This is a genomic window from Paractinoplanes hotanensis (assembly GCF_023717965.1).
Taxonomy (GTDB): domain Bacteria; phylum Actinomycetota; class Actinomycetes; order Mycobacteriales; family Micromonosporaceae; genus Actinoplanes; species Actinoplanes polyasparticus.
In genome coordinates, this window is record NZ_JAMQOL010000019.1 from 22221 (window position 1) to 46374 (window position 24154).

Annotated in this window: 29 protein-coding genes; 16 read left to right on the forward strand and 13 right to left on the reverse strand. The window is 70.9% G+C overall.

Annotation, left to right across the window (positions count from 1 at the left end; all coding sequences use genetic code 11):
- The first annotated feature begins 29 nt into the window (after positions 1-29).
- Entirely contained in the window at positions 30-1616 is a 1587-nt protein-coding gene (locus tag LXN57_RS15660) for a phytoene desaturase family protein (protein WP_251798895.1), read from the forward strand.
- Positions 1617-1834: 218 nt separating this feature from the next.
- Here the strand turns inward: LXN57_RS15660 and LXN57_RS15665 are convergent, their stop codons facing one another.
- Positions 1835-2056: a hypothetical protein gene (locus LXN57_RS15665; protein WP_251798896.1), complete on the reverse strand. Its 222-nt coding sequence runs from the start codon at positions 2054-2056 to the stop codon at positions 1835-1837.
- 249 nt (positions 2057-2305) lie between these two features.
- On the opposite strand from LXN57_RS15665, the gene LXN57_RS15670 reads away from it, so the two are divergent.
- Together LXN57_RS15670 and LXN57_RS15675 are read left to right on the forward strand one after the other, a co-directional pair.
- Entirely contained in the window at positions 2306-2536 is a 231-nt protein-coding gene (locus tag LXN57_RS15670) for a hypothetical protein (protein WP_251798897.1), read from the forward strand.
- A gap of 44 nt (positions 2537-2580) precedes the next feature.
- Positions 2581-3456: a helix-turn-helix domain-containing protein gene (locus LXN57_RS15675; protein WP_251798898.1), complete on the forward strand. Its 876-nt coding sequence runs from the start codon at positions 2581-2583 to the stop codon at positions 3454-3456.
- Here the strand turns inward: LXN57_RS15675 and LXN57_RS15680 are convergent.
- Entirely contained in the window at positions 3450-3902 is a 453-nt protein-coding gene (locus tag LXN57_RS15680) for an SRPBCC family protein (protein ID WP_251798899.1), read from the reverse strand. The genes LXN57_RS15675 and LXN57_RS15680 overlap by 7 nt on opposite strands.
- A gap of 108 nt (positions 3903-4010) precedes the next feature.
- On the opposite strand from LXN57_RS15680, the gene LXN57_RS15685 reads away from it, so the two are divergent.
- The 5 genes from LXN57_RS15685 to LXN57_RS15705 all read left to right on the forward strand — a co-directional run bounded on the left by LXN57_RS15685 (position 4011) and on the right by LXN57_RS15705 (position 8845).
- The gene (locus tag LXN57_RS15685; RefSeq protein WP_251798900.1) at positions 4011-5210 is read left to right on the forward strand and encodes a glycosyltransferase; all 1200 of its coding nucleotides are present in this window, start codon (positions 4011-4013) and stop codon (positions 5208-5210) included.
- Between the two features lie 81 nt (positions 5211-5291).
- On the forward strand, positions 5292-6194 hold the full coding sequence (locus LXN57_RS15690; protein ID WP_251798901.1) for an ABC transporter ATP-binding protein: 903 nt from the start codon (positions 5292-5294) through the stop codon (positions 6192-6194).
- Positions 6195-6199: 5 nt separating this feature from the next.
- Positions 6200-6940, forward strand: coding sequence for an ABC transporter permease (locus tag LXN57_RS15695; RefSeq protein ID WP_251798902.1), 741 nt, complete (start codon positions 6200-6202; stop codon positions 6938-6940).
- A 31-nt stretch (positions 6941-6971) separates the two neighbouring features.
- Positions 6972-8231, forward strand: a complete 1260-nt coding sequence (locus tag LXN57_RS15700) for a sensor histidine kinase (RefSeq protein ID WP_251798903.1) — start codon at positions 6972-6974, stop codon at positions 8229-8231.
- Entirely contained in the window at positions 8228-8845 is a 618-nt protein-coding gene (locus LXN57_RS15705; RefSeq protein WP_251798904.1) for a response regulator, read from the forward strand. The genes LXN57_RS15700 and LXN57_RS15705 overlap by 4 nt, the downstream gene beginning before the upstream one ends.
- A 323-nt stretch (positions 8846-9168) precedes the next feature.
- On the opposite strand, the gene LXN57_RS15710 is transcribed toward LXN57_RS15705, so the two are convergent.
- Together LXN57_RS15710 and LXN57_RS47900 are read right to left on the reverse strand one after the other, a co-directional pair.
- Entirely contained in the window at positions 9169-10152 is a 984-nt protein-coding gene (locus LXN57_RS15710) for an aldo/keto reductase (RefSeq protein ID WP_251798905.1), read from the reverse strand.
- Between the two features lie 51 nt (positions 10153-10203).
- Entirely contained in the window at positions 10204-10470 is a 267-nt protein-coding gene (locus LXN57_RS47900; RefSeq protein WP_285904628.1) for an aldo/keto reductase, read from the reverse strand.
- A gap of 159 nt (positions 10471-10629) precedes the next feature.
- Between LXN57_RS47900 and LXN57_RS15720 the strand changes: the two genes are divergently transcribed.
- Positions 10630-11517: a helix-turn-helix transcriptional regulator gene (locus LXN57_RS15720; RefSeq protein WP_251798906.1), complete on the forward strand. Its 888-nt coding sequence runs from the start codon at positions 10630-10632 to the stop codon at positions 11515-11517.
- Here LXN57_RS15720 and LXN57_RS15725 read toward each other — a convergent pair.
- The 4 genes from LXN57_RS15725 to LXN57_RS15740 all read right to left on the reverse strand — a co-directional run bounded on the left by LXN57_RS15725 (position 11493) and on the right by LXN57_RS15740 (position 14316).
- Positions 11493-11903: a VOC family protein gene (locus LXN57_RS15725; protein WP_251798907.1), complete on the reverse strand. Its 411-nt coding sequence runs from the start codon at positions 11901-11903 to the stop codon at positions 11493-11495. The two genes, LXN57_RS15720 and LXN57_RS15725, sit on opposite strands and share 25 nt — an antisense overlap.
- Positions 11896-12729, reverse strand: a complete 834-nt coding sequence (locus LXN57_RS15730; protein WP_251798908.1) for a helix-turn-helix transcriptional regulator — start codon at positions 12727-12729, stop codon at positions 11896-11898. The genes LXN57_RS15725 and LXN57_RS15730 overlap by 8 nt, the downstream gene beginning before the upstream one ends.
- A 78-nt stretch (positions 12730-12807) precedes the next feature.
- On the reverse strand, positions 12808-13311 hold the full coding sequence (locus tag LXN57_RS15735) for a hypothetical protein (protein ID WP_251798909.1): 504 nt from the start codon (positions 13309-13311) through the stop codon (positions 12808-12810).
- A gap of 36 nt (positions 13312-13347) precedes the next feature.
- Positions 13348-14316 carry a nucleotidyltransferase domain-containing protein gene (locus tag LXN57_RS15740; protein ID WP_251798910.1) on the reverse strand — a complete coding sequence of 323 codons (969 nt, stop codon included), beginning with the start codon at positions 14314-14316 and terminating at the stop codon, positions 13348-13350.
- A gap of 168 nt (positions 14317-14484) precedes the next feature.
- Here LXN57_RS15740 and LXN57_RS15745 point away from each other — a divergent pair, with 168 nt between their 5' ends.
- The 3 genes from LXN57_RS15745 (at position 14485) to LXN57_RS15755 (ending at position 16615) form a co-directional block, all read left to right on the forward strand.
- Positions 14485-14817, forward strand: a complete 333-nt coding sequence (locus tag LXN57_RS15745) for a hypothetical protein (RefSeq protein ID WP_251798911.1) — start codon at positions 14485-14487, stop codon at positions 14815-14817.
- A 239-nt stretch (positions 14818-15056) separates the two neighbouring features.
- The gene (locus LXN57_RS15750) at positions 15057-15563 is read left to right on the forward strand and encodes a hypothetical protein (RefSeq protein WP_251798912.1); all 507 of its coding nucleotides are present in this window, start codon (positions 15057-15059) and stop codon (positions 15561-15563) included.
- Between the two features lie 116 nt (positions 15564-15679).
- Entirely contained in the window at positions 15680-16615 is a 936-nt protein-coding gene (locus LXN57_RS15755) for an RNA-binding domain-containing protein (protein WP_251798913.1), read from the forward strand.
- A gap of 58 nt (positions 16616-16673) precedes the next feature.
- On the opposite strand, the gene LXN57_RS15760 is transcribed toward LXN57_RS15755, so the two are convergent.
- Genes LXN57_RS15760 through LXN57_RS47905 form a run of 4 tightly spaced genes read right to left on the reverse strand, consistent with a single transcriptional unit; the run spans position 16674 to position 19485 of the window.
- Entirely contained in the window at positions 16674-18311 is a 1638-nt protein-coding gene (locus LXN57_RS15760; protein ID WP_251798914.1) for a RecQ family ATP-dependent DNA helicase, read from the reverse strand.
- Positions 18312-18351: 40 nt separating this feature from the next.
- Positions 18352-18777 carry an LLM class oxidoreductase gene (locus LXN57_RS15765; protein WP_251798915.1) on the reverse strand — a complete coding sequence of 142 codons (426 nt, stop codon included), beginning with the start codon at positions 18775-18777 and terminating at the stop codon, positions 18352-18354.
- Positions 18741-19337, reverse strand: coding sequence for a TIGR03557 family F420-dependent LLM class oxidoreductase (locus LXN57_RS15770; RefSeq protein ID WP_251798916.1), 597 nt, complete (start codon positions 19335-19337; stop codon positions 18741-18743). Before LXN57_RS15770 ends, LXN57_RS15765 begins: the two co-directional genes overlap by 37 nt.
- A 16-nt stretch (positions 19338-19353) precedes the next feature.
- The gene (locus LXN57_RS47905) at positions 19354-19485 is read right to left on the reverse strand and encodes a hypothetical protein (protein ID WP_255644522.1); all 132 of its coding nucleotides are present in this window, start codon (positions 19483-19485) and stop codon (positions 19354-19356) included.
- A 147-nt stretch (positions 19486-19632) separates the two neighbouring features.
- On the opposite strand from LXN57_RS47905, the gene LXN57_RS15775 reads away from it, so the two are divergent.
- Positions 19633-21198 (forward strand): glycoside hydrolase family 3 protein, encoded by a 1566-nt coding sequence (locus tag LXN57_RS15775; protein ID WP_251798917.1) that lies wholly within the window; start codon positions 19633-19635, stop codon positions 21196-21198.
- 153 nt (positions 21199-21351) lie between these two features.
- Here the strand turns inward: LXN57_RS15775 and LXN57_RS15780 are convergent, their stop codons facing one another.
- Positions 21352-21636 carry a GNAT family N-acetyltransferase gene (locus LXN57_RS15780; protein ID WP_251798918.1) on the reverse strand — a complete coding sequence of 95 codons (285 nt, stop codon included), beginning with the start codon at positions 21634-21636 and terminating at the stop codon, positions 21352-21354.
- 41 nt (positions 21637-21677) lie between these two features.
- Here LXN57_RS15780 and LXN57_RS15785 point away from each other — a divergent pair, with 41 nt between their 5' ends.
- The 3 genes from LXN57_RS15785 (at position 21678) to LXN57_RS15795 (ending at position 24151) form a co-directional block, all read left to right on the forward strand.
- Positions 21678-22004, forward strand: a complete 327-nt coding sequence (locus tag LXN57_RS15785; protein ID WP_251798919.1) for a hypothetical protein — start codon at positions 21678-21680, stop codon at positions 22002-22004.
- Between the two features lie 60 nt (positions 22005-22064).
- Positions 22065-22889, forward strand: coding sequence for a DUF1206 domain-containing protein (locus LXN57_RS15790; RefSeq protein WP_251798920.1), 825 nt, complete (start codon positions 22065-22067; stop codon positions 22887-22889).
- Positions 22890-22984: 95 nt separating this feature from the next.
- Positions 22985-24151, forward strand: coding sequence for a mechanosensitive ion channel family protein (locus LXN57_RS15795; RefSeq protein ID WP_251798921.1), 1167 nt, complete (start codon positions 22985-22987; stop codon positions 24149-24151).
- Positions 24152-24154 lie beyond the last annotated feature (3 nt).

Below are 24154 nucleotides of genomic sequence, written 5' to 3' on the forward strand. Positions count from 1 at the left end.
ACGGAGGGCGGCAAACGCAGGGAGTGGACATGCAGAGCGCGGATGCGATCGTGGTCGGAGCGGGACACAACGGATTGGTCGCCGCCAACCTGCTGGCCGACGCCGGGTGGTCGGTGCTGGTGCTGGAGGCGACGCCGCATCCGGGCGGCGCGGTGCGGTCGGGCTACGTGACCGCACCGGGCTATCTCAGTGATCTTTTCAGCTCGTTCTATCCGCTCGGGTTCGCCTCGCCGGTGCTGAACGGTCTCGATCTGGGCGACCACGGTCTGCGGTGGACGCACGCCCCGGACGTGCTGACCCATCTCTTCCCGGACGGCCGGGCGGCCACGATCAACCGCGACCTGACCCGCACGATGGAGTCGCTCGAGACCTTCGCTCCCGGCGACGGCCAGAAGTGGAAGAACGCGTACGACGAGTGGCTGTCGGTCTCCGACGCGATGCTCAACACGATCCTCACCCCGTTCCCGCCGGTGCGGCACGGTGTCGACGTGGTCCGGCGGCTCCGGGTGGGCGGTTCGCTCCGGATGGCCCGGCGTCTGCTCCTCTCCGTACGGGAAATGGGCTCCGAGATGTTCGCCGGTGACGGCGGCACGCTGCTGATGGCCGGGTGCGCGCTGCACACCGACCTGTCGCCCGAGGAGGCCGGGGGCGGCGTGTACGGCTGGCTCCTCGCGATGCTGGGCCAGCAGTACGGCTGGCCGGTGCCCGCCGGCGGCGCCCAGCGGATCACCGACGCCCTGGTGGCCCGGCTCGAGCAGCGCGGCGGCCGGATTGTCTACGACGCGCCGGTCGAGCGGGTGCTGATCGCCCGCGGCCGGGCGATGGGCGTGCTGTCGGCCGGCGAGCCCTACCGGGCCTACCGGGCGGTGATCGCCGACGTGCCCGCGCCCGCCCTCTACCTCGACCTGGTGGGGGAGCGTTGGCTGCCGCCGCGGCTGGTCGAGGACCTGGCCCACTTCCGGTGGGACGGCGCGACGGTCAAGGTCGACTGGGCCGTACGCCGGAAGATGCCCTGGAAGAGCCCGGCCGCCGCCGGCGCCGGAACCGTGCATCTGGGCGCCGACCTCAACGGCCTGACCCGGTACGCCGCCGAACTGGCCACCGACGAGGTGCCGAAACGCCCGTTCCTGTTGCTGGGTCAGATGACCACGGCCGATCCCGGGCACTCGCCCGAGGGCACCGAGTCGCTCTGGTCGTACACGCACCTGCCGCACCGCGCACACTGGGATCCCGACGAGATCGCCGCCCACGTCGACCGCATGGAGGCGGTGGTCGAGGAGCACGCCCCCGGCTTCCGGGCCGAGGTGGTGGGCCGCAACGTCTTCTCGCCGGCCGACATGCAGAACGAGAACCCGTCGCTGGTCGGCGGCGCGCTCGGCGGTGGCACGGCGGCCGCGTTCCAGCAGCTTTTCCTGCGCCCCGTCCCGGGCCTGGGCCGCGCCGACACCCCGGTCGACCGCCTGTTCATGGCCAGTTCGTCGGCCCATCCGGGCGGTGGCGTGCACGGCGCTCCCGGCAGCAACGCGGCACGCGCCGCCCTGGCCCGCGACCGGGCCCTGCTGGGCGACGCCTATCGCGGAGTGATCAACGCCAGCCACCGTGCGGTCTACGCCTGAGTCGCCGCGCCGCGACAGCGGCCTGGAGAGCCGGCCAGAAGCGTAACCGGTGCGAGCTGTCCGCGGCTGCGAGCACCGCAGCCAGCGCAGGACGGTCCTCGGGAGCTACGAACGCTATGACCAGCAGCAGGGGAACCACGGCGCTCAGCAATTCGGCGGTGACGCATAGAACCACCACGAGAGCGATGGCGACGATTACGATGAGTGGAACGTCCATGTCAGTGCGCTCCCACCGCAGCCGCTGTCAGGAGGACCAGAGCGGCACTCAGGCAAAGGATCACCGTGCAAACCGCGGCGACCGCTCGAATCAGGGGACCGATCGGAATCACGAGCTGTTTCACCTGGTGGAGTGCTAAGAAGAGACACAGCGCGGCGATGAGGAGGTAGGCCGTGCCCGTTATCGAGAGGGCACTGTTACTGATCTGTGTCGCGAGGTTCATGCCTGCCTCCTTGTCCTGAGTGGATCGATGAGGTAGATCACACAGCGTGTCCTTTGCTTCAGGGTGAAGTCAGAGGGCTTGCCGCGCCAGGGCATATGCAGGTGACGCGAATAAAGGACATTGCCTCCTTTAATGGCCACATGGCAGGGTGACACGTAACTGAGCGCCACCTAGCTGGTTGGCATTCGTTGTTCAGGCATCGCATTCTGGACCGTGCATAAATAAGATCAGAACGGACTGAAGAACCTGATGACTGAGCTCAACGAAGCGGCTGGCGCCACCAAGATGATCTTGAAGGAGATCGCCGCGTCCTGTACGGGTGGCAGCTGCCCGACGGTCTATCGCACCGACCGGGGCACCGTGCTGGTCCAGGGCTACGCCGTCACGAGCAGTCAGGCCGGCATCGACCTGCCGCCGGGCGAGTTGCTCGTCGAGGTGCCGGCTGATCTCCTTGCCGCGGCGGTGCGTGCGGAGGGCTGACCGGCCGGTGACCGCACGAGGGGCCACGCCAGAGGAGTCTTCGATTGAGCAGCGAACCGCTCTCCGCCAATGGCGGCTCGACGTCGGCACCTGTCGGCGTGGTCCTTCATCGTCTTCGTACCGAAGCCGGTATCACCGGACAGCAACTCGGCCAGATGGTCAGAATGAGTCAGTCCAAGATCTCTCGCATCGAGACGGGAGCGGTGACGGTCTCGCCCCGCGACGCAGGTCGGCTGGCCCGGGCGCTGGGGGCGTCGCCAGAGACGATCGCATGGGTTACCGAGCAAGCAGAACTGAGCCAGAATCGGCTCACCGACATGCGATCGGCGACTGGATCGATCATCGTGTCCGGCCGCTCGGTCGCCAGCACCGAGAGCGGCGGTCGTGAGTTCAGAGTGTTCCAGCCCGTAGTTGTGGTCGGTCTCGCGCAAACCGCGGAATACGCGCGAGCGGTGCTCCTGGGGGTCCATGACGCTCGCAGAGCTGCCTTTCCGGATCTCGGCGAGATCGTCGTGGCCGAAGCTGTGTCGGCCCGGGTGCGACGGCAGGAGGTCCTGAACAACCCGGATTGCCGGTTCTTCTTTGTCATGACCGAGTCGGTCCTCAGCAATGCGATCGTCGCGCCCGAGTTCATGCTGGCGCAGATCAAGAGGCTCCAGCAGTTGGCGGACCGGCCCAACGTCGAGCTGAAGATCATCCCGACCGCCGGATCCTGGTCGATCCTTCACCTGCACGGGTTCGAGGTGATTGACGACGGACGGGTGGTGATCGACGTCCTGAACACCTCGATCATCACGAGCGGGTCGCAGGACGTGACGCTCTACCGGCACGCCTTCGACGAGCTGGACCACAGTGCGACGGGCGAGATCCGTCCCATTTTGGAGAGCTACCGCCGCCACTACCTCAAGCAGCTCTACTGACTGCGGACGGTGCGGCTGCGCTCGGCGACGTCGGCCAGCCGGCGCAGCGACTCGATGTTGCGGCGGTGCAGGACGAGGTCGTTGAGCTTGTTCCGCACCGCCAGCAGCGGGCCCCGCTCGAAGTCCTCGTGCATGATCACCTTGGTCGCGCCCTCGCCGGCGGGTTCCAGGTGGATGTCGACCACGGCCTCGCCCAGCGGCCACAGCCCGGCGTTGAGGCGCAGCCGGCGGCCCGGCTCCATCGCCAGCACCTCGGACTTGTCGTGCAGCGAGAGCGGCCACGGGCCGGCCTTGTGGTGCAACCGCGAACCCACCTCGGGCCAGTTCGGGTCGACGTCGCGGATGTGCACGGTGCCGACGACCCAGTCGCTGTAGGTCCAGCCGTCGGCGAGGACGGCGAACACCCGGTCCGGCGGAGCTTGAACAGTACGCTGAACGATGGCCACGGCGTGGACATACCCTGCGGGACGACGCCGTAACAGAGGGGCCCAGGTTTACGGATCCGGCAGCCGGGCATCAGCCTCCCGCAACCACTGCACTACGGAGGGGACCTCGTGCGCATCGCCATGATTTCCGAGCACGCCAGCCCTCTGGGTGACGGCGGCCAGCACACTCATGTCGCCGGCCTGTCCGCGGCCCTGGCTGAGCTCGGTCACGAGGTGTGCGTCTACACCCGGCGCGACGACCCGGCGACGCCCGAGGTGGTCACCACCCCGGGCGGCCTGCGCGTCGTTCACGTGACCGCCGGCCCGCCCCACTTCCTGCCGCCCGACCTGCTGCTGCCGCACATGGGCGAGTTCGCGCGGTCGCTCGAGCAGAGCTGGCGCATCGGCGAGTGGCTGCCCGAGGTCGTGCACGCCCACTTCTGGACCAGCGGTCTCGCCGCCGTCACCGCGGCCCGCCACTTCGGCATCCCCGTCGTGCAATCGTTCCACGAGCTCGGCCAGATCCAGGCCGGCAACGGGCAGCCCACGCGTACGGGCTACGAGCGCGCCCTGGGCCGGGCGGTCGACCGCGTGGTCGCCCAGAGCCAGGACGAGGTGCAGGGCCTGGTCCGCATCGGCGTGCCCCGCGCCCGGCTGACCGTCGTGCCGGCCGGCGTCGACAGCGCCCGGTTCACCCCCGACGGCCCGGCCGCCGACCGCGACCCCGAGCGTCCCCGCATCCTGTCGGTGGGCCGGCTCGTCGAGCGCAAGGGCTTCGGCGACGTGCTCCAGGCGATGCGCTACGTGCCCAACGCCGAGGTGGTGGTTGTCGGCGGCCCGCCGGCCGACCAGTTGACCGCCGACCCGGGCGCCCGCAAGCTGCGCGCGCTGGCCGAGAAGCTCCAGGTGTCCGACCGTTTCCGGCTCATCGGCGGGGTGCCCGCGGGCGACATGCCGAGCTGGTACCGCTCGGCCGACGTGCTTGTCGCGGCGCCGTGGGAAGAGCAGTTCGAGGCGTCCGCGCTCGAGGCGATGGCCTGCGGCGTGCCGGTGATCGGGACGGCGGTGGGCGGGCTCACCGAGACGGTGGTCGACGGCCTGACCGGCGACCTGGTGCCGGCGCGCGACCCGCGGGCGCTCGGCGGCGCGCTGCGCCGGCTGGTCAACGACAAGGTGCGGCGATTCGCGTACGCCACGGCCGCGCTCGACCGGGCCCGGCAGGCGTACTCGTGGAAGCGCGTCGCGGCCCAGGTCGGCTCCGTCTACTCGGCGGTCACCGGCCTGCGCAAGAGCAACAACCCGAGCAGCGCCGAGGAAGCCATGGCGTAGGCCGTCATCCACCAACTGGTGGATGAGCGGTGGAGCGAGCTGGTCGATTCGTGACCCCGGTCCTCTTGGGACGCTCGACGCATGACAGTCATCGAGGTCCGTAACCTGCGCAAGGCGTACGGGGACACGGTTGCGGTGCGGGACGTCTCGCTCACGGTGGAAGCCGGCGAGATCTTCGGCATTCTCGGTCCCAACGGCGCCGGCAAGACCACCACCGTCGAGAGCATCGCGGGACTGCGCGAGCCCGACGGGGGCTCGATCCGGGTGCTCGGCCGCGACCCGGGCGACCGTTCGCTGCGCAACGATGTCGGCGTCCAGCTCCAGGAGAGCGCCCTGCCGGACAAGCTCACCGTCCGGGAGGCGCTCGAGCTGTACGCCTCCTTCTATCCGGAGCCGGGCGACTGGCGGGCGCTGACCCGGGAACTCGGCCTCGGTGAGAAGCTGAGGACGTCGTACGCGAAGCTCTCGGGGGGTCAGAAGCAGCGCCTCTCGATCGCGCTGGCGCTGATCGGGAACCCGAAGATCGCGATCCTCGACGAGCTGACGACCGGGCTCGACCCGCAGGCCCGCCGCGACACGTGGGATCTGATCGAGGGCGTACGGGCCGCCGGCGTCACGATCGTGCTGGTCACCCACTTCATGGAGGAGGCCGAGCGCCTCTGCGACCGGCTCGCCGTGATCGACCGCGGCGAGGTCGTGGCGCTGGACACCCCGGCCGGGCTGATCGCCGGGATGGACACCGAGCAGCGGATCCGCTTTCGCCCGTCCGCCCCGTTCGACGACGCGTTGCTGCTCGCCCGGCCCGAGGTGCGCACGGTGCGCCGGCACGGCAGCCAGATCGAGGTCGTCGGCGCCGGCAACCTGCTGCACGCCGTCACGTCCGTGCTCGCCGTCAACGAGATCATCGCCGCCGACCTGCGGATCGAGCAGGCCAGCCTGGACGACGCGTTCGTCCAGCTGACCGGCCGGTCCGTGAAGGAGTAGTCCCGATGCGCGTCTTCGCCAAGCTGACCCTGACCGAACTCAAGCTGTTCCTGCGTGAGCCGGTCTCCGCCTTCTTCGTCCTGCTCTTCCCGACGGTGCTGGTGGTGATTCTGGGCAGCATCCCGTCGTTCCGCGAGCCGAGCGCCGACATCGGCGGGCGCCGGGTCATCGACCTCTACGTCAGCATCGCCGTGGTGCTCACTCTGGCCATGGTCGCCATCCAGGTCGCCCCGGCGGTGCTGGCCACGTATCGGGAACGGGGTGTGCTGCGCCGGCTGGCGACCACCCCGGTGTCGCCGCTGAAGCTGCTGGGCGCGCAGCTGGCGATGTTCGGGATCACCGCGATCGTGTCGACCGCGCTGGTGCTGGCCGTCGGGCGCCTGGCCTTCGACGTGGCGCTGGCCTCGCAGTTCGGCGGCTTCGTGCTGGCGTTCCTGCTCACCACGGCGGGCACTCTCGCGATCGGCCTGTTCGTGGCGGCGGTGGTGCCCACCGGCAAGGCGGGCAGCTCGGTCGGCACGATCCTGTTCTTCCCGCTGATGTTCTTCGCCGGGCTGTGGACGCCGCGCGAGGTCATGCCCGGCGTGCTGCAGCGGATCGCCGACTTCACCCCGCTCGGCGCGGGCCAGCGGGCGCTCGGCGACGCGATGACGGGCAGCTGGCCCAACCTGCTCTCCGCTACGGTTCTGGTGGGGTACGTGGCCGTGTTCGGGGTTCTCGCGGTCCGTACGTTCCGCTGGTCGTGAGCGGTCCGCGTCGTGACGGAGGTGCGGTGAAGTGACGGAAGGGTCGACGTCAGCCCGGGTGGAACGGATCATGGGCCGGCTGCCGTACGTCGCGCTGGCGGCCTCGATCGTGCTGGTGGTGGCCGGCTCCTCGGTCGGCGTTCCGCACAAGTCCTGGCTGTTCGTCGGCCTCTCCGTCCTCGCCACCGCCGGCTGGCTGGTCTGGTGGGTCGCCCTGCACCCCGAGTGGGAGCAGGACGAACGCAAGATGATCGTCTTCTTCCTGGGCCTGGCCGCCCTGATCTATCTGCTCGTCTGGACCAGTCCGCTCTTCGGGTTCTTCGCCTGGAGCGGTTACATCCTCACCACGTACGGCTTGAAGAGCTGGCGGCGGCTGGCGGCCGGCACGCTGGTCGCCGGGGCCGGCGCCGTCTCGCAGATCGGCGGCTTCCCCAGCCTCGGCGAACCGGGCATCCTGCCCGTCTTCCTCGTCCTGCTGGCGATCAACATCGGGGTCGCCAACGTCATGATCTGGGTGACCATGTGGACCCTGGAACAGACCGAGAAACGGGCCCGCATGATCGACGAGCTCGGCGTGGCGAACGCCAAACTCGCGTCGGCGCTCAAGGAGAACGCCGGCCTGCACGCCCAGCTGCTGGCCCAGGCCCGCGAGGCCGGCGTGCTCGACGAGCGGCAGCGGATGGCCGGCGAGATCCACGACGTGCTCGCCCAGGGTCTCACCGGCATCGTCACCCAGCTCGAGGCGGCCGAGGCGGCGACGGCCCGGCCCGACGACCAGGGGCGGCACCTCGACAACGCCAAGCGGCTCGCCCGTGACAGCCTCACCGAGGCGCGGCGGTCGGTGCAGGCGCTGCGACCGCAGAACCTGGAGGGCTCCGGCCTGCCCGAGGCGATCGACGAGGTCGTCCGGGAATGGACCCGGGTCCACGAGGTGAACGCCGAGCTGATCACCACCGGCACCCGCCGGGCGCTGCTGCCCGAGATCGAGGCGGCGCTGCTCCGTACGGCGCAGGAAGCCCTGGCCAACGTGGCCCGGCACGCAGCGGCGGGCCGGGTCGGCCTGACGCTGTCCTACATGGAGGACGTGGTGACCCTGGACGTGCGCGACGACGGCGACGGCTTCGACCCCGCCCTGCCGCCGGTGCTGAACGCGCAGGGCGGGTACGGCCTGGCCGCGATGCGTGAGCGGCTGGCCCGCATCGCAGGCAGCCTCGAGATCGAGTCCGAGCCCGGCAGCGGCACCGCCCTCTCGGCCTGCGTGCCGGCCATCGTGATCGGCGCCGCCGCGTGATCGGCCTGGTCATCGTCGACGACCATCCCGTGGTCCGGGACGGGCTGCGCGGCATGTTCACCGGCGACAGCCGCTTCGAGGTGCTGGGCGAGGCCGGCGACGGGCGCGAGGCGCTGGCGGTGACCGGCTCCGTCGACCCCGACGTCGTGCTCATGGACCTGCGCATGCCCGGCATGGACGGCGTGACGGCCATCAAGGCGCTGGTCTCGCGCGGGTCCCGGGCGCGCGTCCTCGTGCTGACGACGTACGACACCGACGCCGACGTGCTGCCGGCGATCAAGGCGGGCGCCACCGGCTACCTGCTCAAGGACGCGTCCCGCGACGAACTCTTCCGGGCCGTCGAGGCGGCCCACCGGGGCGAGTCGGTGCTCTCGCCGGCGGTCGCCGGGCGGTTGATGGGCAGCCTGCGTTCCCCGGCCCAGGAGCCGCTGAGCCAGCGCGAGCTCGAGGTGCTGGGCCTGATCGCGCGGGGCAACTCCAACAAGGAGGCCGCGTCACGCCTGTTCATCAGCGAGGCCACCGTGAAGACCCACCTGCTGCACGCGTACGCGAAACTCGGCGTCCGCGACCGCGCCGCCGCCGTGGCCGTCGCCTTTGAACGCGGCCTGCTGTAACCGGCGCTGCGGCGGGGTAGCCACGCTGGCGGCGCATGGAGCTGCTCGCACGTTCGTGCACTGACGCATCGCGATTGTGCTGCTGGGCGGTGGTCACGCGCCCGGCAGACCGGCGATCACGCCGAGCAGGGCCACGGCGCCCGGCAGGACGAACAGGGTGCCGTCGCCGGCCGCACGACGCCGAGCCGTTCCAGCTTGCGCCACACCGCGATCCGAGGCCGCGACGGCTCGCGCGGCAGAGGGTAGACCAACAGCACCCACTGCCCGGGACCCGCCACGGCCTCGATGTAACCATGGTTACAGCCAGGCTGCCGAGGTGCGACTCAGCGCTCGATCATTCGCATCTGTTCCTCGGTGTGGTGGCCGCCCTCGGCCACGGGCAGCGCGGTGAGGGTCGCGATCTGGTCGGGCGTCAGCGTGACGGCGTCGGCGGACGCGTTCTCCTCCACCCGGCTGACCCGCTTGGTGCCGGGGATGGGCACGATGTCGCCGCCCTGGGCCAGCAGCCAGGCCAGCGCCACCTGGGCCGAGGTTGCGCCCACCTGGTCGGCCACCGCCCGCACCTGGTCGGCGAGGCGCACGTTGCGCTGGAAGTTCTCGCCGGTGAAGCGCGGGTGGTTCTTGCGGAAGTCGTTGTCGTCCAGCTTCTCGACGTCGGCCGGGGTGCGCAGTGCGCCGGTGAGGAAGCCCCGGCTCAGCGGCGAGTAGGCGACCAGGCCGATGCCGAGCTCGCGCAGCAGCGGCAGGATCTCCTCCTGGTCGCGGGTCCACAGCGAGTACTCCGACTGCAGCGCCGTGACCGGGTGCACGGCGTGCGCCCGGCGGATGGTGCCGGCCCAGGCCTCGGACAGACCGACGTACCGGATCTTGCCTTCGGTCACGAGCTGGGCGAGGGCCCCCATGGTGTCCTCGATCGGCGTGTCCGGGTCGACGCGGTGCTGGTAGTACAGGTCGATGTGGTCGGTGCCCAGCCGCTTCAGCGAGCCCTCCACCGCCGTACGGATGCTGTCCGGGCTGCTGTCCGCCCCGCCGGCGCCCCGTCCGGTGTGCGAGATCAGGCCGAACTTGGTCGCCAGCACCACCCGGTCGCGGCGGCCCCGCAGCGCCCTGCCGACCAGCTCCTCGTTGACGTACGGGCCGTAGACCTCGGCCGTGTCGATCAGGGTGACGCCGAGGTCGATCGCCCGGTGAACGGTCCGGATGGATTCGGCGTCGTCGCTCCCGGCGCCGCTGTAGCCGTGCGACATCCCCATCGCACCCAGGCCGATCCGGCCGACTTCGAGTGCGCCGAGCTTCGCGGTACGCATGATGTGTCCTCCGTGTAGTCGTGTGTCAGGACCCGCCGGGGGCCGGGTGGTTCACGCTTCGGGGATCGGCCGGCCGAACGTCTCGAGGGTGACGGCCTCGGGCTCCGGGCCGCCGCGCCGGCCGGTGTCGAGAGCGTCGATCGCGGCGACCTCGCGCTCGTTGCCGTAGGCGGCCGCGGTGTCGATGTGCCGGTAGCCGGTCGACAGCGCGGCCAGGACGGCGTCGCGGGTCTCGTCCGGCGGCGTCTGGAACACGCCGAGGCCGATCGCGGGCATCTCGACGCCGTTGTTCGACGTCAGGTTCGGAACGATGGTCATGGAGCGTTTCCTTTCGGCTTCGGCGAAGGTCCCGCCCTTCCCCAAGCGGTACCCGGCCTGACCCCAGCAAACACCGCTCCGGCGCCTCCAGGGAGTTTCTACCGGAGGGGGTAACGGCAGGGACCCCCTCCGGCCGAGATGCGTGCCTAGCCTGGATTCATGAACAACAGCGAGGTACGGGCGTTCCTGACCTCCCGCCGGGCGAAGGTGACCCCGGAGCAGGCCGGCATCCCCGCGTACGGCAGCCGCCGGGTCGCCGGGCTGCGCCGCGGTGAGGTCGCTGCCCTCGCCGGGGTCAGCGTCGAGTACTACACGCGGCTGGAGCGCGGCAATCTGGCCGGCGTCTCCGACAGCGTCCTGAACGCTGTGGCCCGCGCGCTCCGGCTCGACGAGACCGAGACCGAGCACCTGTACCACCTGGCGCGCGCAGCCGGTCCCACGCCGGCCCGCGCCCGGGTACGCCGCGACAGCGCCCCGGAGATCCGGCCGTCCGTCCGCCGCATGCTCGATTCCATGACGGCGCCCGCGTTCCTGCGTAACCACCGCTTCGACATCCTCGCCGTGAACCCGCTCGGGAGGGCTCTGTACGCGCCCGTGTTCGCCGCGAACCCGGCGGCGCTGCCGGTCAACTCGATGCGGTTCACCTTTCTCAACCCGCATGCCCAGGCGTTCTACCCGGACTGGGCGCAGATCGCCCGCTCCGCCGTCGCCGCGCTGCGCATGGCCGCCGCCCAGCACCCGGACGACCAGCACCTGATGAACCTGATCGGCGAGCTGTCCATGCGCAGCGAGCCGTTCCGCGGCTGGTGGGCGGCTCAGGACGTCTACGTGCACCGGCACGGCAGCAAACGGTTCCGGCACCCGGCCATCGGTGAGCTGGACCTGGACTTCGAGGCGCTCGCCCTGACCGGCGACCGAGCGCTGACGGTGGTGACCTACTCCGCCGAGCCGGGAACCCCGTCCGGCGACGGCTTGGAACTGCTGGCCACGTGGGCTGCGACGCAACAGAGCACCGCGACCGTTCAGCGGCGGGGCTCACCCCGGTAGGTGCCGAACGACCACAGGTTGCCCTCCGGGTCGCGGGCCCGGAAGTCGCGGGAGCCGTAGTCGGTGTCGTACGGGGCCTCGAGGATCTCGGCGCCGGCCTTGGCTGCCCGCTCGTGCAGGGCGTCGATGTCGTCGGCCACCACGTAGCAGCCGAACGTGCCCGGCTTGAGCGGCCACGCGTCGTCCGGTCCGCCGCGATCGGACCCGAGCATGATGCCGCCGCCGAGCGGCCAGGCCAGCTCGGCGTGCTCGACGCGGTCGCCACTTCCGTGCACGGCCACCTCTTCGAAGCCGAACGCGTCGACGAGGAAACGGATCAGGGCGCGGGCGTCGGCGGCCCGCAGGGTCGGCCACACCTGCGGTGGCGGTGTCTTCGCATCAGTCATGTGCCCCATCGTGCGCGGGCTGGAGCCGTACGGCTTGGATGAAATCGAACTGGTCGGCGATCCACTCGGACGGGGTGCAGCCGGCCAGCGCGCGGAACTCGCGTACCAGGTGGGACTGGTCGGCGTAGCCGTGTGCGGCCGCGACCTCGGCGATGAGCGCCCCGGGGTGCAGGGCACGACGGGCCCGGTCGAAGCGGGCCACCCGGGCTGTCTCCTTCGGGCGCAGCCCGACCTCGGCCCGGAAACGGTTGGTCAGGTGCCGATCGCTCCAGCCGACCTCCGCGGCCACGTTCCGCACCGGTGTGCCCCGGACGATGCGCTGGTAGGCGTACGTGATCTCGGGCCGGACCGGGTTCTCCGCCAGCCTGGCCCGGAAGGCGTCGTCCAGCAGCGCGAACCGGCTCGGCCAGTCCGGCGCGGAGCAGAGTCGTTCGCGGATCCCGGCCACCGCGGCCTCGCCCAGCACCGCCGCCGCGTCCACGTCCAGGCCGGCCAGTTCGGCGGCCGGCACACCCAGCAGCGCCCGGCAGCCCAGCGGCCGCAACGCCACCTGCACCCCGGACTGCCGCCCGTCGTGCACGATCACCGCGGGCGTCAGATGCAGCCCCCCGACCAGCGCGTCGTAACTTCCCGGCCGCTGCCCCGGGTCGGGATGGGCGGCCATGACCAGCGGCTCGTCCAGGGTCAGAATCATCGTCAGGTACGGCGAGGGCAGCCCGAGGTGACGCATCGGCGCGACGCCGCGCTGGCGATATCCCGAGTACGACTCGACGTAGGCCCCCAGCGCAGCGGCCGGCCGGGCCTGCACGTACTCGTCGACGACCATCATCCGACCCTACGTCCGGGCGGCCCGGCGCGGCGCACCCGTCGTGCCGGGGTACGGCACGCCGGGTGCGCCGCCGGATCAGTCGGAGAAGACCTTGGCCAGGTCGTCCCGGAAGGCGCGTTCGCTGTCGGTGACCGTCTCGCCGCCGAGTCCGAGGACACCGCCGGTCGAGGCGGCGCCGACGACGCTCTCGGCGATCTCGACGAGCCAGTGCTTGTACGTCTCGGCGTCGGCCTGCTCGGCCTTGGCGACCAGCAGTGCGTTGGCCTCGGCGGCCCGGCCGAGCACGTCCTCGGCGTACGCGATGGGGTCGCTGGGCTCGATGACCGGAGGCTCCTCACCCAGCTCGGGGTCGCCCGACCGGGACACGATGGCCCCGGCCACCGCCGCGACCAGCGGACTGGCCGATGCCCGGGCGTCCGAGATCACGTCGATCCCGGCCGCCGTCTCGGCGCGGGTCTTGCGGGTGCTGTCGGGGGTGGCGGCACTGGCCGCGGTGAGCACCGACTGCGGCAGGCCCACGAGCAGCCCCCACTCCGAGTCGTTGAAACCCAGCATCGAGTACAGCGGTTCGTCGCTCACGGTGAATCCTTCGGTTGGCAGTCTTTGCTGGCTGTCTTATACCCCACCGGCCGTCAGCTCGATCACACGCCGAAGATCTGACCGGTACGGGTCGAGGTGAGGCTCGGGCGTGCCGGTCCACGGCCCGTCCAGATCGGGCCGCTTCCGGGCCACGTGCAGGGCGTACGCGGAGTGTTGATCCCGGGCGTTCTCACCCTCGGTGACCTGTTCGCCGACGGCCCGCCGGGCCGCCCAGCACAGCTCGATCCGCTCCCGCAGCCACAGCGGCGCGACCTCGGCCCGCGCGGCCGCCGTCGGCACGTCGGCCCCGGCCAGCACGGCGATCCGATCGGCCAGCCCGCGCTGACCGTGCCGGTCGGCCAGCCGCTCGAACCGGGTCCACTCCCGCCCCATCGACCCCAGGCGCTCACCCCAGCCCTCCAACACGAGCATGCGCACCGCGCGCGCCGACTCCCGGAGGTTGTTCGTCGCGGTCGCCTCGTCCGGGTCGCCCGCGAGCTCCGCCGCCGCCAGCGCCTGTTGCCGCCACTGCGCGAGGCGCGCGGTCACCACAGCCGGGTGAAACCGCAGCTCGGTCAGCCACGCCACGAACCCGCCGGTCAGCTCGTCGCCCGGATCGCCGGCCCGGCCGCCGTACGCCTTGTCGATCCCGTGGAACCACCGGCGGTCCGCCGCGATTCGCCCGGCCAGCGCCTCGGCCCCCGCCGCCATCACCGCACGGATCTCGTCGACGGTGAAGGCGATCCACGCGAGATCGAGCGTCTGCGCCCGCCCCGACCCGGCCCACCAGTCCACCATCGCGGCCTGCCCGGCCGCCGTCGCGGCTGCCGCCCCCGGGTCGTCGTAGATCGGCAGCAGATCGATGTCCGACATCGGCCGCGGCTCCCCGCGCCCGACGCTGCCGCCCACCACGAACCCGTGCACCCCGGGAATCCGCCCGAGCACAGTCACCGCTTCCCGGGTCCGCTCATCGATCAACTGCCGCCACCGCGGACTGGGAAACATCGCCCGACCCTATCCCCGCTCAGCTCCGCGGGATTCCGGGCGAATCATTCTCAGCTCCGCCAGAGCCGGGCCTCAGCTCCGCCAGAGCTGAGGCCGAGTCCTTCTCAGCTCGGCGAGAGCCCAGCCGAGTCCTTCTCAGCTCGGCGGGAGCACGGCCGACAGAGAGGCATGGCAGCGACTTCCCGGAACGACGATGAGCTGCTCCGGTTCGCCGACCGCGCACGAGATGCGGGCGATCTGGCCGGAGCGGCCGGGCTCTATCAGCGGGCCGCCCTGCGCGGTTCGGCCGAGGCGTACGCGGAGCTCGGCTTCATCCTGCGCAGCATGGGCGACAGCGCGTACGCGGAGACCGCCTTCCAGCGTGCCGCCGAGGGTGGCCACGGTCTCGGCTGGTACGGGCTCGGCCTGCTGCGCACCGAGGCCGGCGACACCGAGCAGGCGGACGTCCTGTACCGGCGGGCCGCCGAGGCCGGTCACGCCGGGCGGCTCGCGGACGTGTGACCCAACGCTCGCGAACGTGCGACTCAACGCTCGCGAACGGACGGTGACTCACGGCTTACGGACGTGTGACTCAAGGCTCGCGAACGGACGGTGACTCACGGCTTACGGACGTGGGACTCAAGGAGGCTCACGGACGTGGGACTCACGGCTCGCGGCCGTGTGATTTCAAAGGGCCGTCCGCGACCGCCTCCTCCGAAACGGGTGAGGCGGTCGCGGTCGCGAGCGGGGATGCTCGGCCCATGGACGATCTGCCGGGCATGGTCAACTCGCTGACCGAGACGGAGCTGCTGCTCTTCCGCGAGGCCGAGCCGGGGAATCTGGCCGGGCTCGACAAGGACGGCCTGCTCGAAGTGCACAACCGCATCCGGCGGGCCCGCGACAAGCACCAGAAGGTGTACCGCCGGCAGGCCGCCGCCCGGGTCGGCGAGGTCGGCGCGCGGGGCCGGGCGTACCCGAAGAACACACGCAGCCGGGCCAAGGCCGAGGTCTTCGAGGACGCGCTGGCCCGGGTCAGCGAGGCGGTCGCGGCGGCCGCCCGGACCAGCGTCGAGGCGCTCCGGGCGGAGCGGCTGGCCGAGGCACGGCAGCCCGGCAACGTCGACCCGCCGGGCCCGCCGCGCCCGCGCAACGAGACCCGCGCCGCCCAGCGCACCGACCGGCAGCCCGACCACCCGGGCCTGCCCAAGCAGCGCGCCTCCACCCGGGCCACCGGCGCCCGTCGCCAGGCCCGCCGCGACAGTCGATAGCGCCTCAACGCGCCTTCGCCGCGGAGCTGGACCGGATCATCGCGGCGAACTTCACCGGCGACTACTGGGACATCTCCCTGCCGAACCGGCTGGACACCTCGTCGTCGCGGTCCCCGGTGCTGTTCGCCTACCAGGCAGCACTGAACATCCTCGACGCCGAGATGCTCTTCGGTGACCAGCGGATCCGTGACCTGCTCGATCCCTCGGTAAAGCCCGCCAAGGGCGTCGATCGTGACAACCTGTTCCACCGCAAGACGCTCGCCGGGCTGGGCATCACCGACCGGCGCCAGGTCAACGCCATCGCCAATATGGCCTACTTGACGTGGCCGGCGCACGGAAAGTCCAACACCGACGCGCCGTACGACTACTGGCCGAGAATCACCAACGCGATGGACCCGAGGGTGCTCGAACGGCAGGTGCGATGGCACGCCCTGCCGGTCGGCTGGGAACAGCTGGACTATCCGACCTTCCTGGAGCGCCGGCGCCAGCTGATCGCCCGGGTCGTCCGTGAAGCGTTCGAGACATTGACCGGAGAACGTCCCGCCTACGTGCCGACCACCCCGGCCGACATGATCGCCGCCGGCGAGTCCCAGAGCACCGAATTCAAGGCCAGCGCCCGTTGGAACGTGCACACCCAGCAGCCCGACAAGTCGCTACGGCACAACATCGTCAAGGCCGTCTGCGGCTTCCTCAACGGCGAGGGCGGCAACCTGTTCATCGGCGTCGCCGACGACGCGACGATCCTCGGCGTTGAGAACGACCTCACCACTCTGGGATCGCAGGCGAACGTTGACGGCTACGAACTCTTCGTGCGCCAACTACTCGACGGCAGCCTGTCCGCGCCGACCGCGACCACCGTCCGCATCCGCTTCCCGGAGATCGCCGGGCGGATCGTCTGCCAGATCAGCGTCGCTGCCGCGGGCAAGCCGGTGTTCGCACAGCCCAGCAAGGGCGGCAACGACGCCACCGACTTCTGGGTCCGGGTCGGCAACGCCACCAAACAGCTCCACGGCGACGACCTTCTCCGCTACCAGGAGGAACACTGGGGGTGAGTTGCCGTCGATACAGTTGATCCGCGGCGCCGCATCGGCGCCGGGAAATTCGAGTGGGCTACGCTCGGTCGAGAAGCTCCTGCTGGACGACGACAGGTACGGACAAAGTCTTGTAACCGACACTGTCGAACAGGACGGTCATCCGCTCCTCCTCGTAGCCCATCACCGTGCCCGGCCCCCATTCGCCGTGGCGGACCTTGGCGTGTACGGGGAACGGCTCGTCGGTGGTGGCCTCGACCGTCTCGGCGGCGGTGCCCTCGGCGCAGTTGTCGCAGTGGCCGCACGGCTGGGACAGGTCTTCGCCGAAGTAGGCCAGCAGGGTCTGCGTACGGCAGGCCCGGGTCTCGGCGAAGCCCCGCATCATGTCGGTGCGGGAGCGGGAAACGACCTGCTGACGCTCGTGTTCCTTGACCGCGGCGGTGGCCGCGGCCGCGGGCAGGGGAGCGAAGATCGGCACCGTGAGCTTGCTGCCACGGCCGGTGGTCACCGCGCCGACCTGTTCGAGCAGGTTGAGGTACGAGCCGAGTTTGCGCGGGCCGAGCCCGGTGGCCTCCTTCAACTCGGTCTTGGTCTTCGGGCCCGAGCGCACCGCCGCCGCCAGCTCGCGCAGCTCGACCTCGTCGGGGGAGCCGCCGGTGAAGAAGCGCTGGATCGCCTCGTCCTCGGAACGCCACAGCAGCAGCGCCTGCGCGGGGTCGTCGTCGCGGCCGGAACGGCCGATCTCCTGGAAGTAGCTGTCGGGGGAGTCGGGCAGGGCCATGTGGGCGACCCAGCGGATGTTCGCCTTGTCGATGCCCATGCCGAACGCCGACGTCGCCACCATGATGTCGACCTTGTCGGCGGTGAAGGCCTCGTGCTTCTGTTCGCGGGCGCCCGCGGCCATGCCGCCGTGGTAGAAGTCGGCCGGGTAGCCGGCGTCGGTCAGGCGCTCGGCCAGTTCCTCGGCCGCCCGCCGGGTGGCGACGTAGATGATGCCGGGGCGCGGCGCCGAGTCGAGCAGGGCCGTCAGCTTGCGCCAGCGGTAGTTCTCGTCGGGGCAGTACGCCACCTCGAGGAAGAGGTTCCTGCGGTCGAGGCCGGAGACGTGGATCTCGGGTTTGTCCAGGTGCAGGCGCTCGATGATGTCGTCGCGCACCGGTGGCGAGGCGGTCGCGGTCAGCGCGAGCACCGGCGGCCGGCCGATGCCCTTGATGAGGTCGCCCAGCGCCAGGAACTCGGGGCGGAAGTCGTGGCCCCAGGCCGAGATGCAGTGCGCCTCGTCCACGGCGACCAGGCCGGGGCGGAGCGACTTGACCTCGGCCATCCGCTCGGGGTCGCTGAGCTGTTCGGGCGTGATGAACAGGAACTCGGCGCGACCGGCGCGGATCTCCTCGATCGCCTCGCGCTGCTGCGCCGGCGTCTCGGCCGAACTGACCCGCACCGCGCGGATCTTCGGGTCGTCGCGCTCGTTGAGGGCGGCGATCTGGTCCTGTTGCAGGGCCAGCAGCGGTGAGATCACCACGGTCGGGCCGGGCAGCAGGACGGCCGGGATCTGATAGATCGCCGACTTGCCGGCGCCGGTGGGCAGCACGACGAGGGCGTCGCGGCGCCGCAGCACGGCGCGCATCGGCTTGAACTGGCCCGGGCGCAGCGAAGGCCACCCGAAGTGGCGCCGGGCGACCTTGCGCAGGCGTGGTCCGTACACGGGAATCTTCATCGAGCGGCCAAATTCCCCGGCCGCCGCTGTGGGCAAACGCTCACGACTGCTTCGGCAGGATCTCGTTCTGGTACAGGTCGAAGAGGCCCTGGTAGTTCGGCCCGGTGTTGGCCACGTAGACCTCGTCGAAGCCGGCCTGCCGGTACTTGTCGAGCATCTCGACGTGTTTCTGCGGGTCGTTGCCGCACACGAAGGACTCCTTGACCATGTCCTGGGTGACGAGCTGGGACGCCTGCTCGAAGTGCTTGGGCGTGGGCAGCACCTGCGAGAGTTCGCCCGGCACGCCGGCGTTGGGCCACTTCTCGTACGCGATCCGGGCCCCTTCGTCCTCGGTGGACGCGAACGCGGCCTTGAAGCCGGCCTGCGCGATCTTCGACCCGCCACCGCCCGCGCGGAACTTCGACACCAGTTCGCCGTCGGGCATCGTGCTCACGTAGCCGTCGCCGATGCGGGCCGCGACCTCCACCGCCTTGGGCCCGAAGCCGGAGACGTAGATGTCGGGCGGCGTGTCCGGCAGCGTGTAGATGCGCAGTGATCCGTCAGGAAGGGGAGCAGCAGGTCGTTCGCGTTCTCGACCGTGTAGTGCTTTCCGCGGTACGAGTAGTTCTCGCCCCGCCACAGGCCACGCATGATCTCGACGGCCTCCTCGAGCATCTCCAGCCGTACGTCGGCCTCGGGCCAGGCGTCCCCGAAGATGTGCTCGTTGAGGGCCTCGCCGGTGCCGATCCCGAGCCGGAACCGGCCCTGGGTGAGCACCGCGCTGGTGGCCGCGGCCTGCGCGATGACCGCCGGGTGGATGCGGACGGTGGGGCAGGTGACCGCGGTGGTGATCGGCAGGCTGGTCGCCTCGCTGAGCGCGCCGATCATCGACCAGACGAACGCGCTCTGGCCCTGGGCGTCGACCCACGGGTGGTAGTGGTCCGAGATCCACAGACCGGTGAAGCCGGCGCGCTCGGCGCCGCGGGCCTGCTCGAGCAACTCGGCCGGGGTGTATTCCTCGCAGGACAGGAAGTATCCGATATGCATGCGCCGGGAATTACCCCTATTTCTTACCCCCGAACATGCGGCGGATGGCCCAGATGAGCAGCAGAAACGCCAGGGCGACGCCGAGCAGGCGGACGGCGTGCACCTCGGACCAGTCGACCTCGGCGGCAGCGAGCACGGTGGGGGTCACTCCCGCATGCTATCGAGCAGGCTTAACCCAGAGCTAATAGAAAGGTTTGTTGACTGAAACAGGCCGGGGGTGTGACCATGGGATCCGCACAACGGGGGACGCGCTCTCCAGCAGCGCGCTGAAACGTCACCGGAGGTACGGGGGCCCATGCCGAACCATGGCGAATTGCCGGAACTCGCCGCGACGGTGCTTCAGCCGGGATTCGCCGGCGCCACGGCGCCCGACTGGGTCCGGCGGTGGCTCGGCGAAGGTCTCGGCGGCGTCGCGCTGTTCGCGCGCAATGTCGAGTCGCCGGCTCAGGTCGCGGCGCTGACCGCGCAGCTGCGGGCCGAGCGGCCGGACGTGCTCGTGGCGATCGACGAGGAGGCCGGCGACGTCACGCGGTTCGAGTCGCGGCTGGGTAGCTCCCGGCCCGGCAACCTCGCCCTGGGGGCGATCGACGACGTCCGGCTGACCGAGGAGGTCGCCCACGACCTGGGCTGCGACCTGGCCAACGCCGGCATCACGCTCGACTACGCGCCCGACACCGACGTCAACAGCAACGCCGCCAACCCGGTCATCGGCGTCCGTGCCTTCGGTGCCGAGGCCCAGCTGGTGGCGCGCCACTCCGCCGCGTTCGTGCGCGGCCTCCAGTCGGCCGGCGTCGCCGCCTGTGCCAAGCACTTCCCGGGCCACGGCGACACCAGCGTCGACTCGCACCACGACGTCCCGCTGATCGACCGCGACCGCGCGCAGCTCGAGGAGTGCGAGCTGGTGCCGTTCCGGGCTGCCATCGCGGCCGGCGTGCGGGTCGTGATGACCGGGCACCTGCTCGTTCCCGCGTACGACGCGGAGCTGCCGGCCACGCTGAGCCGTCCCATCCTCACCGGACTGCTGCGCGAGGAGCTCGGCTTCGACGGGCTGATCGTCACCGACGGCATCGAGATGCAGGCCGTGCGCCGCCGTTACGGGCTGGCCGGCGCGACCGTCCGGGCCCTCGCGGCCGGAGTGGACGCCATCTGCGTGGGCGGCGACCACGCCGACGAGCAGACCGCCGCGCTGCTGCGCGACGCCATCGTGGCCGCGGTGCGGTCGGGCGATCTGCCCGAGGAGCGCCTGCGCTCGGCTGCGGCCCGGGTGCGCAGCCTCGGCGAGTGGACCACCGCCACCCAGACCGCCACCGGGGCGCGGGCCGTCGCCGACTCAACCCCCGAGGTCAGCGTGCTGGGTCACACCGCGAGTGTCGGCTTCGACGCGGCCCGCCGCGCCGTCCGGGTCACTGCCACCGCCGATGGCGCCGGCCAGCTGCCGGTCGACGGCCCGGCCCATGTCGTGGAGTTCGCCCCGCCGCGCAACATCGCCATCGGCGCCGAGACCCCGTGGGGCCTGGGCGCGCCGCTCGACGACCTGCTGCCCGGAACCACCTCGGTGCGGCTGACCGAGGACGACCTCGGCGCCGACCCGGTGGCGACCGTGCTCGACGGCTCCGCCGGGCGCCCGCTGGTGCTGGTGGTGCGGGACGTGCACCGGCACGCCTGGCTGGCCGACGTGCTCGGCGCCGTGCTGGTCCGGCGGCCCGACGCGATCGTGGTCGAGATGGGCGTGCCCGAGACGGTGCTGGGTGCGGTGCACATCGCGACCTACGGCGCCACCCGTGCCTGCGGGCAGGCCGCCGCCGAACTGATCGCGGGCACCCGGGTGCCCGCGCCGGCGCCGCAGCCCCTGGCGGCATGAGACTCCGGTCGCCGGCGGTCAGGGCGGGGGGCTCGGCCGCCGGCGATCGGTTCCAGGGCACATCAGATGGATCACGTGGGAGCGAGGCGAGGTCCAGGTCGTCAGGCGCGGGCGGGGCCACGCCGCAGCCCCGCGTGATCCACCAGATGTGCCCTAGTCTTCGATGATGTCGTCGTACCCGGGGTGCTCGGCGACGTACTTGGCGAAGAACGGGCACGCGGGATGGACGCGGGCGCCCTGGGCGCGCAGCGCGTCGAGCGTGCGCTCGGCCAGCACGTTGCCCAGGCCCTGGCCACGGAAGCGCCGGTTGATCTCGCTGTGGGTCACGACCGTGACGCCGTCGCGCACCCGGTAGGCGGCGAAGCCGGCCACGTCGTCGCCGATCCTCAGCTCGTAGCGCTGCTGGGCGGGGTTGTCGCGCACATCGACGTCGCTCATCGGCTCAGCTTAGGGTCGCGCGGGCCCCGTACGCTGGAAGGGTGTTCAAACCCACGCAACGCCTAGCCGTCGTCCTCAGCTCGGCCACCCTGCTCGGCACGCTCCTCGCCGGCTGCAGCAGTGACAACGTGAGCTGCGGCCTCGACCAGTGCACCGTCTCGATCGACCGCGAAACCAACGCGAGCGCGAGTTTCCTGGGTGTGGAGGCCAAGTTCGTCAGTGCCGACGCCGACACCGTGACGCTCGACGTGGCCGGCGAGCAGATCAGCCTGACCAAGGGCCAGCAGGCGGTCGAGGTCGCCGGGCTGCAGGTTTCCCTGGACAGCGTGACCAGCGACAAGATCGGCCTGCAGGTCTCGCGCGGATAACAGAGGTCCCTCCGGCGCGTCCCGGGTTTGAGAAAACCCGGGACGGGTCATTTCCCCGGCATGACATCCGCCGCCTCGAACGTCAAGAGCTCCGCCTCGCGGGCCGCCGACAGCAAGCCGCTCGAATACCTCGCCCGGGGCGGCTTCATCGGCTACGGCATCATCCACCTCCTCTTCGCCTGGATCGCTTTCCAGGTGGCCTTCCAAGGCTCGTCGCAAGAGAGCGACCAGTCCGGTGCGCTGCAGTCGCTGGCCGGCAGCGGCGTCGGCAAGACGCTTCTCGTCGCGATCGCGATCGGCATGGTCGCGATGGCGATCTGGCAGGCCTTCGAGGCTGCCATCGGCGAGAGCGGCAAGCAGGACCGCACCGCGATGGCCGAGCGGGTCCTCTCCGGCGCGCGCGCCATCCTCTACCTCTACCTGGCCTGGATCGCCATCAAGGTCATCCAGGGCTCGAACGCCTCGATGGGCGACAACTCGCAGAGCAAGACCTCGAGCATCATGGACAACACGGGCGGGCGCTGGCTGGTCGGCCTGGTCGGCCTGGTGGTGGTCGGCGTCGGCGTCGGGATGTTCATCTACGGCTACAAGAAGAAGTTCACCAAGCACCTCAAGACCGGCGAGATGACGCCCGGCACCCGTAAGCCGATCATCCGCCTGGGCATGGCCGGCTACACGGCCAAGGGCACGGCGTACGCCATCGCGGGCATCCTGGTGATCATGGCCGCGGTCAACTACGACCCCGAGAAGGCCCGTGGTCTCGACGCGGCGCTGAAGACGCTCGCCGGCAACTCGTGGGGCGTGTGGCTGCTCGGGTTGATCGCCCTGGGTATCGCGGCCTTCGGCGTCTACTGCATCGCACAGGCCAAGTACCGGAAAGTGTGAACAACCTCTGACCTTCGTGCGGGAGGGTTGCGGGTGCCGGTGACCAAGGCAAGCTGGGTCGCTGGTGCCCGCATTTTCGTGCGAAGGAGAGACACGTGCCCAGCACTGTGAAGGCCCTGCTCGCCGTGGTGGTGGCGGCGGGGCTGGCGATCGCGCTGGTCCTGGTCGTGCATTGGGTGCTGGTGCGCCTCGGCCGCAAATCGGACCTGGCGGCCGATCTGGCCCGCACCGCGCACAAGCCGTTCCTGGTGACCATGACGCTGTTCGCGATCCAGCAGGCGCTGCGCGCCGCCGCGGGGGAGTTCCCCGGTCGCGGCGGCGTGCTGCACTCGCTCGTCATCTGTTTCATAGCCGCCTTCGCGTGGCTGGTGGCCGCGTTCGTGCTCGTGCTGGAGGACGCGGCGCTGTCCCGCTGGCGCACCGACGTGCCCGACAACCTCAAGCGCCGCCGCTTCAAGACCCAGGTGGTGATGATCCGCCGCCTCACCGTGGCCACGATCGTCGTGCTCACCCTGGGCGTCGTGCTGATGACCTTCCCCGGCGTCCGGGCGCTGGGCGCGAGCGTGCTGGCCTCGGCCGGCGTGGTCAGCGTGATCGCGGCGCTGGCGGCCCAGAGCACTCTCGGCAACGTCTTCGCCGGCCTGCAACTGGCGTTCAGCGACGCCGTCCGGGTCGACGACGTGGTGGTCGTCGAGGGGGAGTGGGGCCGCATCGAGGAGCTCACGCTCACCTACGTCGCGGTGCAGATCTGGGACGACCGGCGGCTGGTCCTGCCGACGTCCTACTTCACCACCAAGCCGTTCCAGAACTGGACCCGCTCGTCCTCGGCCGTGCTGGGCACCGCTGAGGTCGACGTCGACTGGTCGACCGAGATCGAACCGCTGCGCGCCGAGTTGCGAGCCACTTGCGAAGGCTCCGAGCTGTGGGACGGTCGGGTCTGCGTGCTGCAGGTGACCCAGGCGACCGGCGGCACGGTGCGGCTGCGGGCCCTGGTCAGCGCGAGCGACGCGCCCTCGCTGTGGGACCTGCGCTGCCTGGTGCGGGAGCGGCTGGTGACCTTCATCTGGGCCCACCAGCGCGACGCTCTGCCGCGCTACCGGGCCGACCTGGCCAGCGGCACGCGGCCGATCGCGACCCCGCCCCGCACGGCGCCGCAAAGCGACTCGGACGACAGCCGTTTCTACAGCGGCGAGGACGGCGAGGAACGCCACGCGACCTTCGCCGGGCCGGACGAGCCGGTGCCCGTTCCGGCCAACCGCTGATTC

Bases quoted from the DNA above. Each gene is read 5' to 3' on its own strand.
- LXN57_RS15660 (WP_251798895.1), top strand. From the start codon at position 30: ATGCAGAGCGCGGATGCGATCGTGGTCGGAGCGGGACACAACGGATTG.
- LXN57_RS15665 (WP_251798896.1), bottom strand. From the start codon at position 2,056: ATGAACCTCGCGACACAGATCAGTAACAGTGCCCTCTCGATAACGGGC.
- LXN57_RS15670 (WP_251798897.1), top strand. From the start codon at position 2,306: ATGACTGAGCTCAACGAAGCGGCTGGCGCCACCAAGATGATCTTGAAG.
- LXN57_RS15690 (WP_251798901.1), top strand. From the start codon at position 5,292: ATGACAGTCATCGAGGTCCGTAACCTGCGCAAGGCGTACGGGGACACG.
- LXN57_RS15695 (WP_251798902.1), top strand. From the start codon at position 6,200: ATGCGCGTCTTCGCCAAGCTGACCCTGACCGAACTCAAGCTGTTCCTG.
- LXN57_RS15710 (WP_251798905.1), bottom strand. From the start codon at position 10,152: ATGCGTACCGCGAAGCTCGGCGCACTCGAAGTCGGCCGGATCGGCCTG.
- LXN57_RS47900 (WP_285904628.1), bottom strand. From the start codon at position 10,470: ATGACCATCGTTCCGAACCTGACGTCGAACAACGGCGTCGAGATGCCC.
- LXN57_RS15720 (WP_251798906.1), top strand. From the start codon at position 10,630: ATGAACAACAGCGAGGTACGGGCGTTCCTGACCTCCCGCCGGGCGAAG.
- LXN57_RS15725 (WP_251798907.1), bottom strand. From the start codon at position 11,903: ATGACTGATGCGAAGACACCGCCACCGCAGGTGTGGCCGACCCTGCGG.
- LXN57_RS15730 (WP_251798908.1), bottom strand. From the start codon at position 12,729: ATGGTCGTCGACGAGTACGTGCAGGCCCGGCCGGCCGCTGCGCTGGGG.
- LXN57_RS15740 (WP_251798910.1), bottom strand. From the start codon at position 14,316: ATGTTTCCCAGTCCGCGGTGGCGGCAGTTGATCGATGAGCGGACCCGG.
- LXN57_RS15745 (WP_251798911.1), top strand. From the start codon at position 14,485: ATGGCAGCGACTTCCCGGAACGACGATGAGCTGCTCCGGTTCGCCGAC.
- LXN57_RS15750 (WP_251798912.1), top strand. From the start codon at position 15,057: ATGGACGATCTGCCGGGCATGGTCAACTCGCTGACCGAGACGGAGCTG.
- LXN57_RS15760 (WP_251798914.1), bottom strand. From the start codon at position 18,311: ATGAAGATTCCCGTGTACGGACCACGCCTGCGCAAGGTCGCCCGGCGC.
- LXN57_RS15770 (WP_251798916.1), bottom strand. From the start codon at position 19,337: ATGCATATCGGATACTTCCTGTCCTGCGAGGAATACACCCCGGCCGAG.
- LXN57_RS15775 (WP_251798917.1), top strand. From the start codon at position 19,633: ATGCCGAACCATGGCGAATTGCCGGAACTCGCCGCGACGGTGCTTCAG.
- LXN57_RS15780 (WP_251798918.1), bottom strand. From the start codon at position 21,636: ATGAGCGACGTCGATGTGCGCGACAACCCCGCCCAGCAGCGCTACGAG.
- LXN57_RS15790 (WP_251798920.1), top strand. From the start codon at position 22,065: ATGACATCCGCCGCCTCGAACGTCAAGAGCTCCGCCTCGCGGGCCGCC.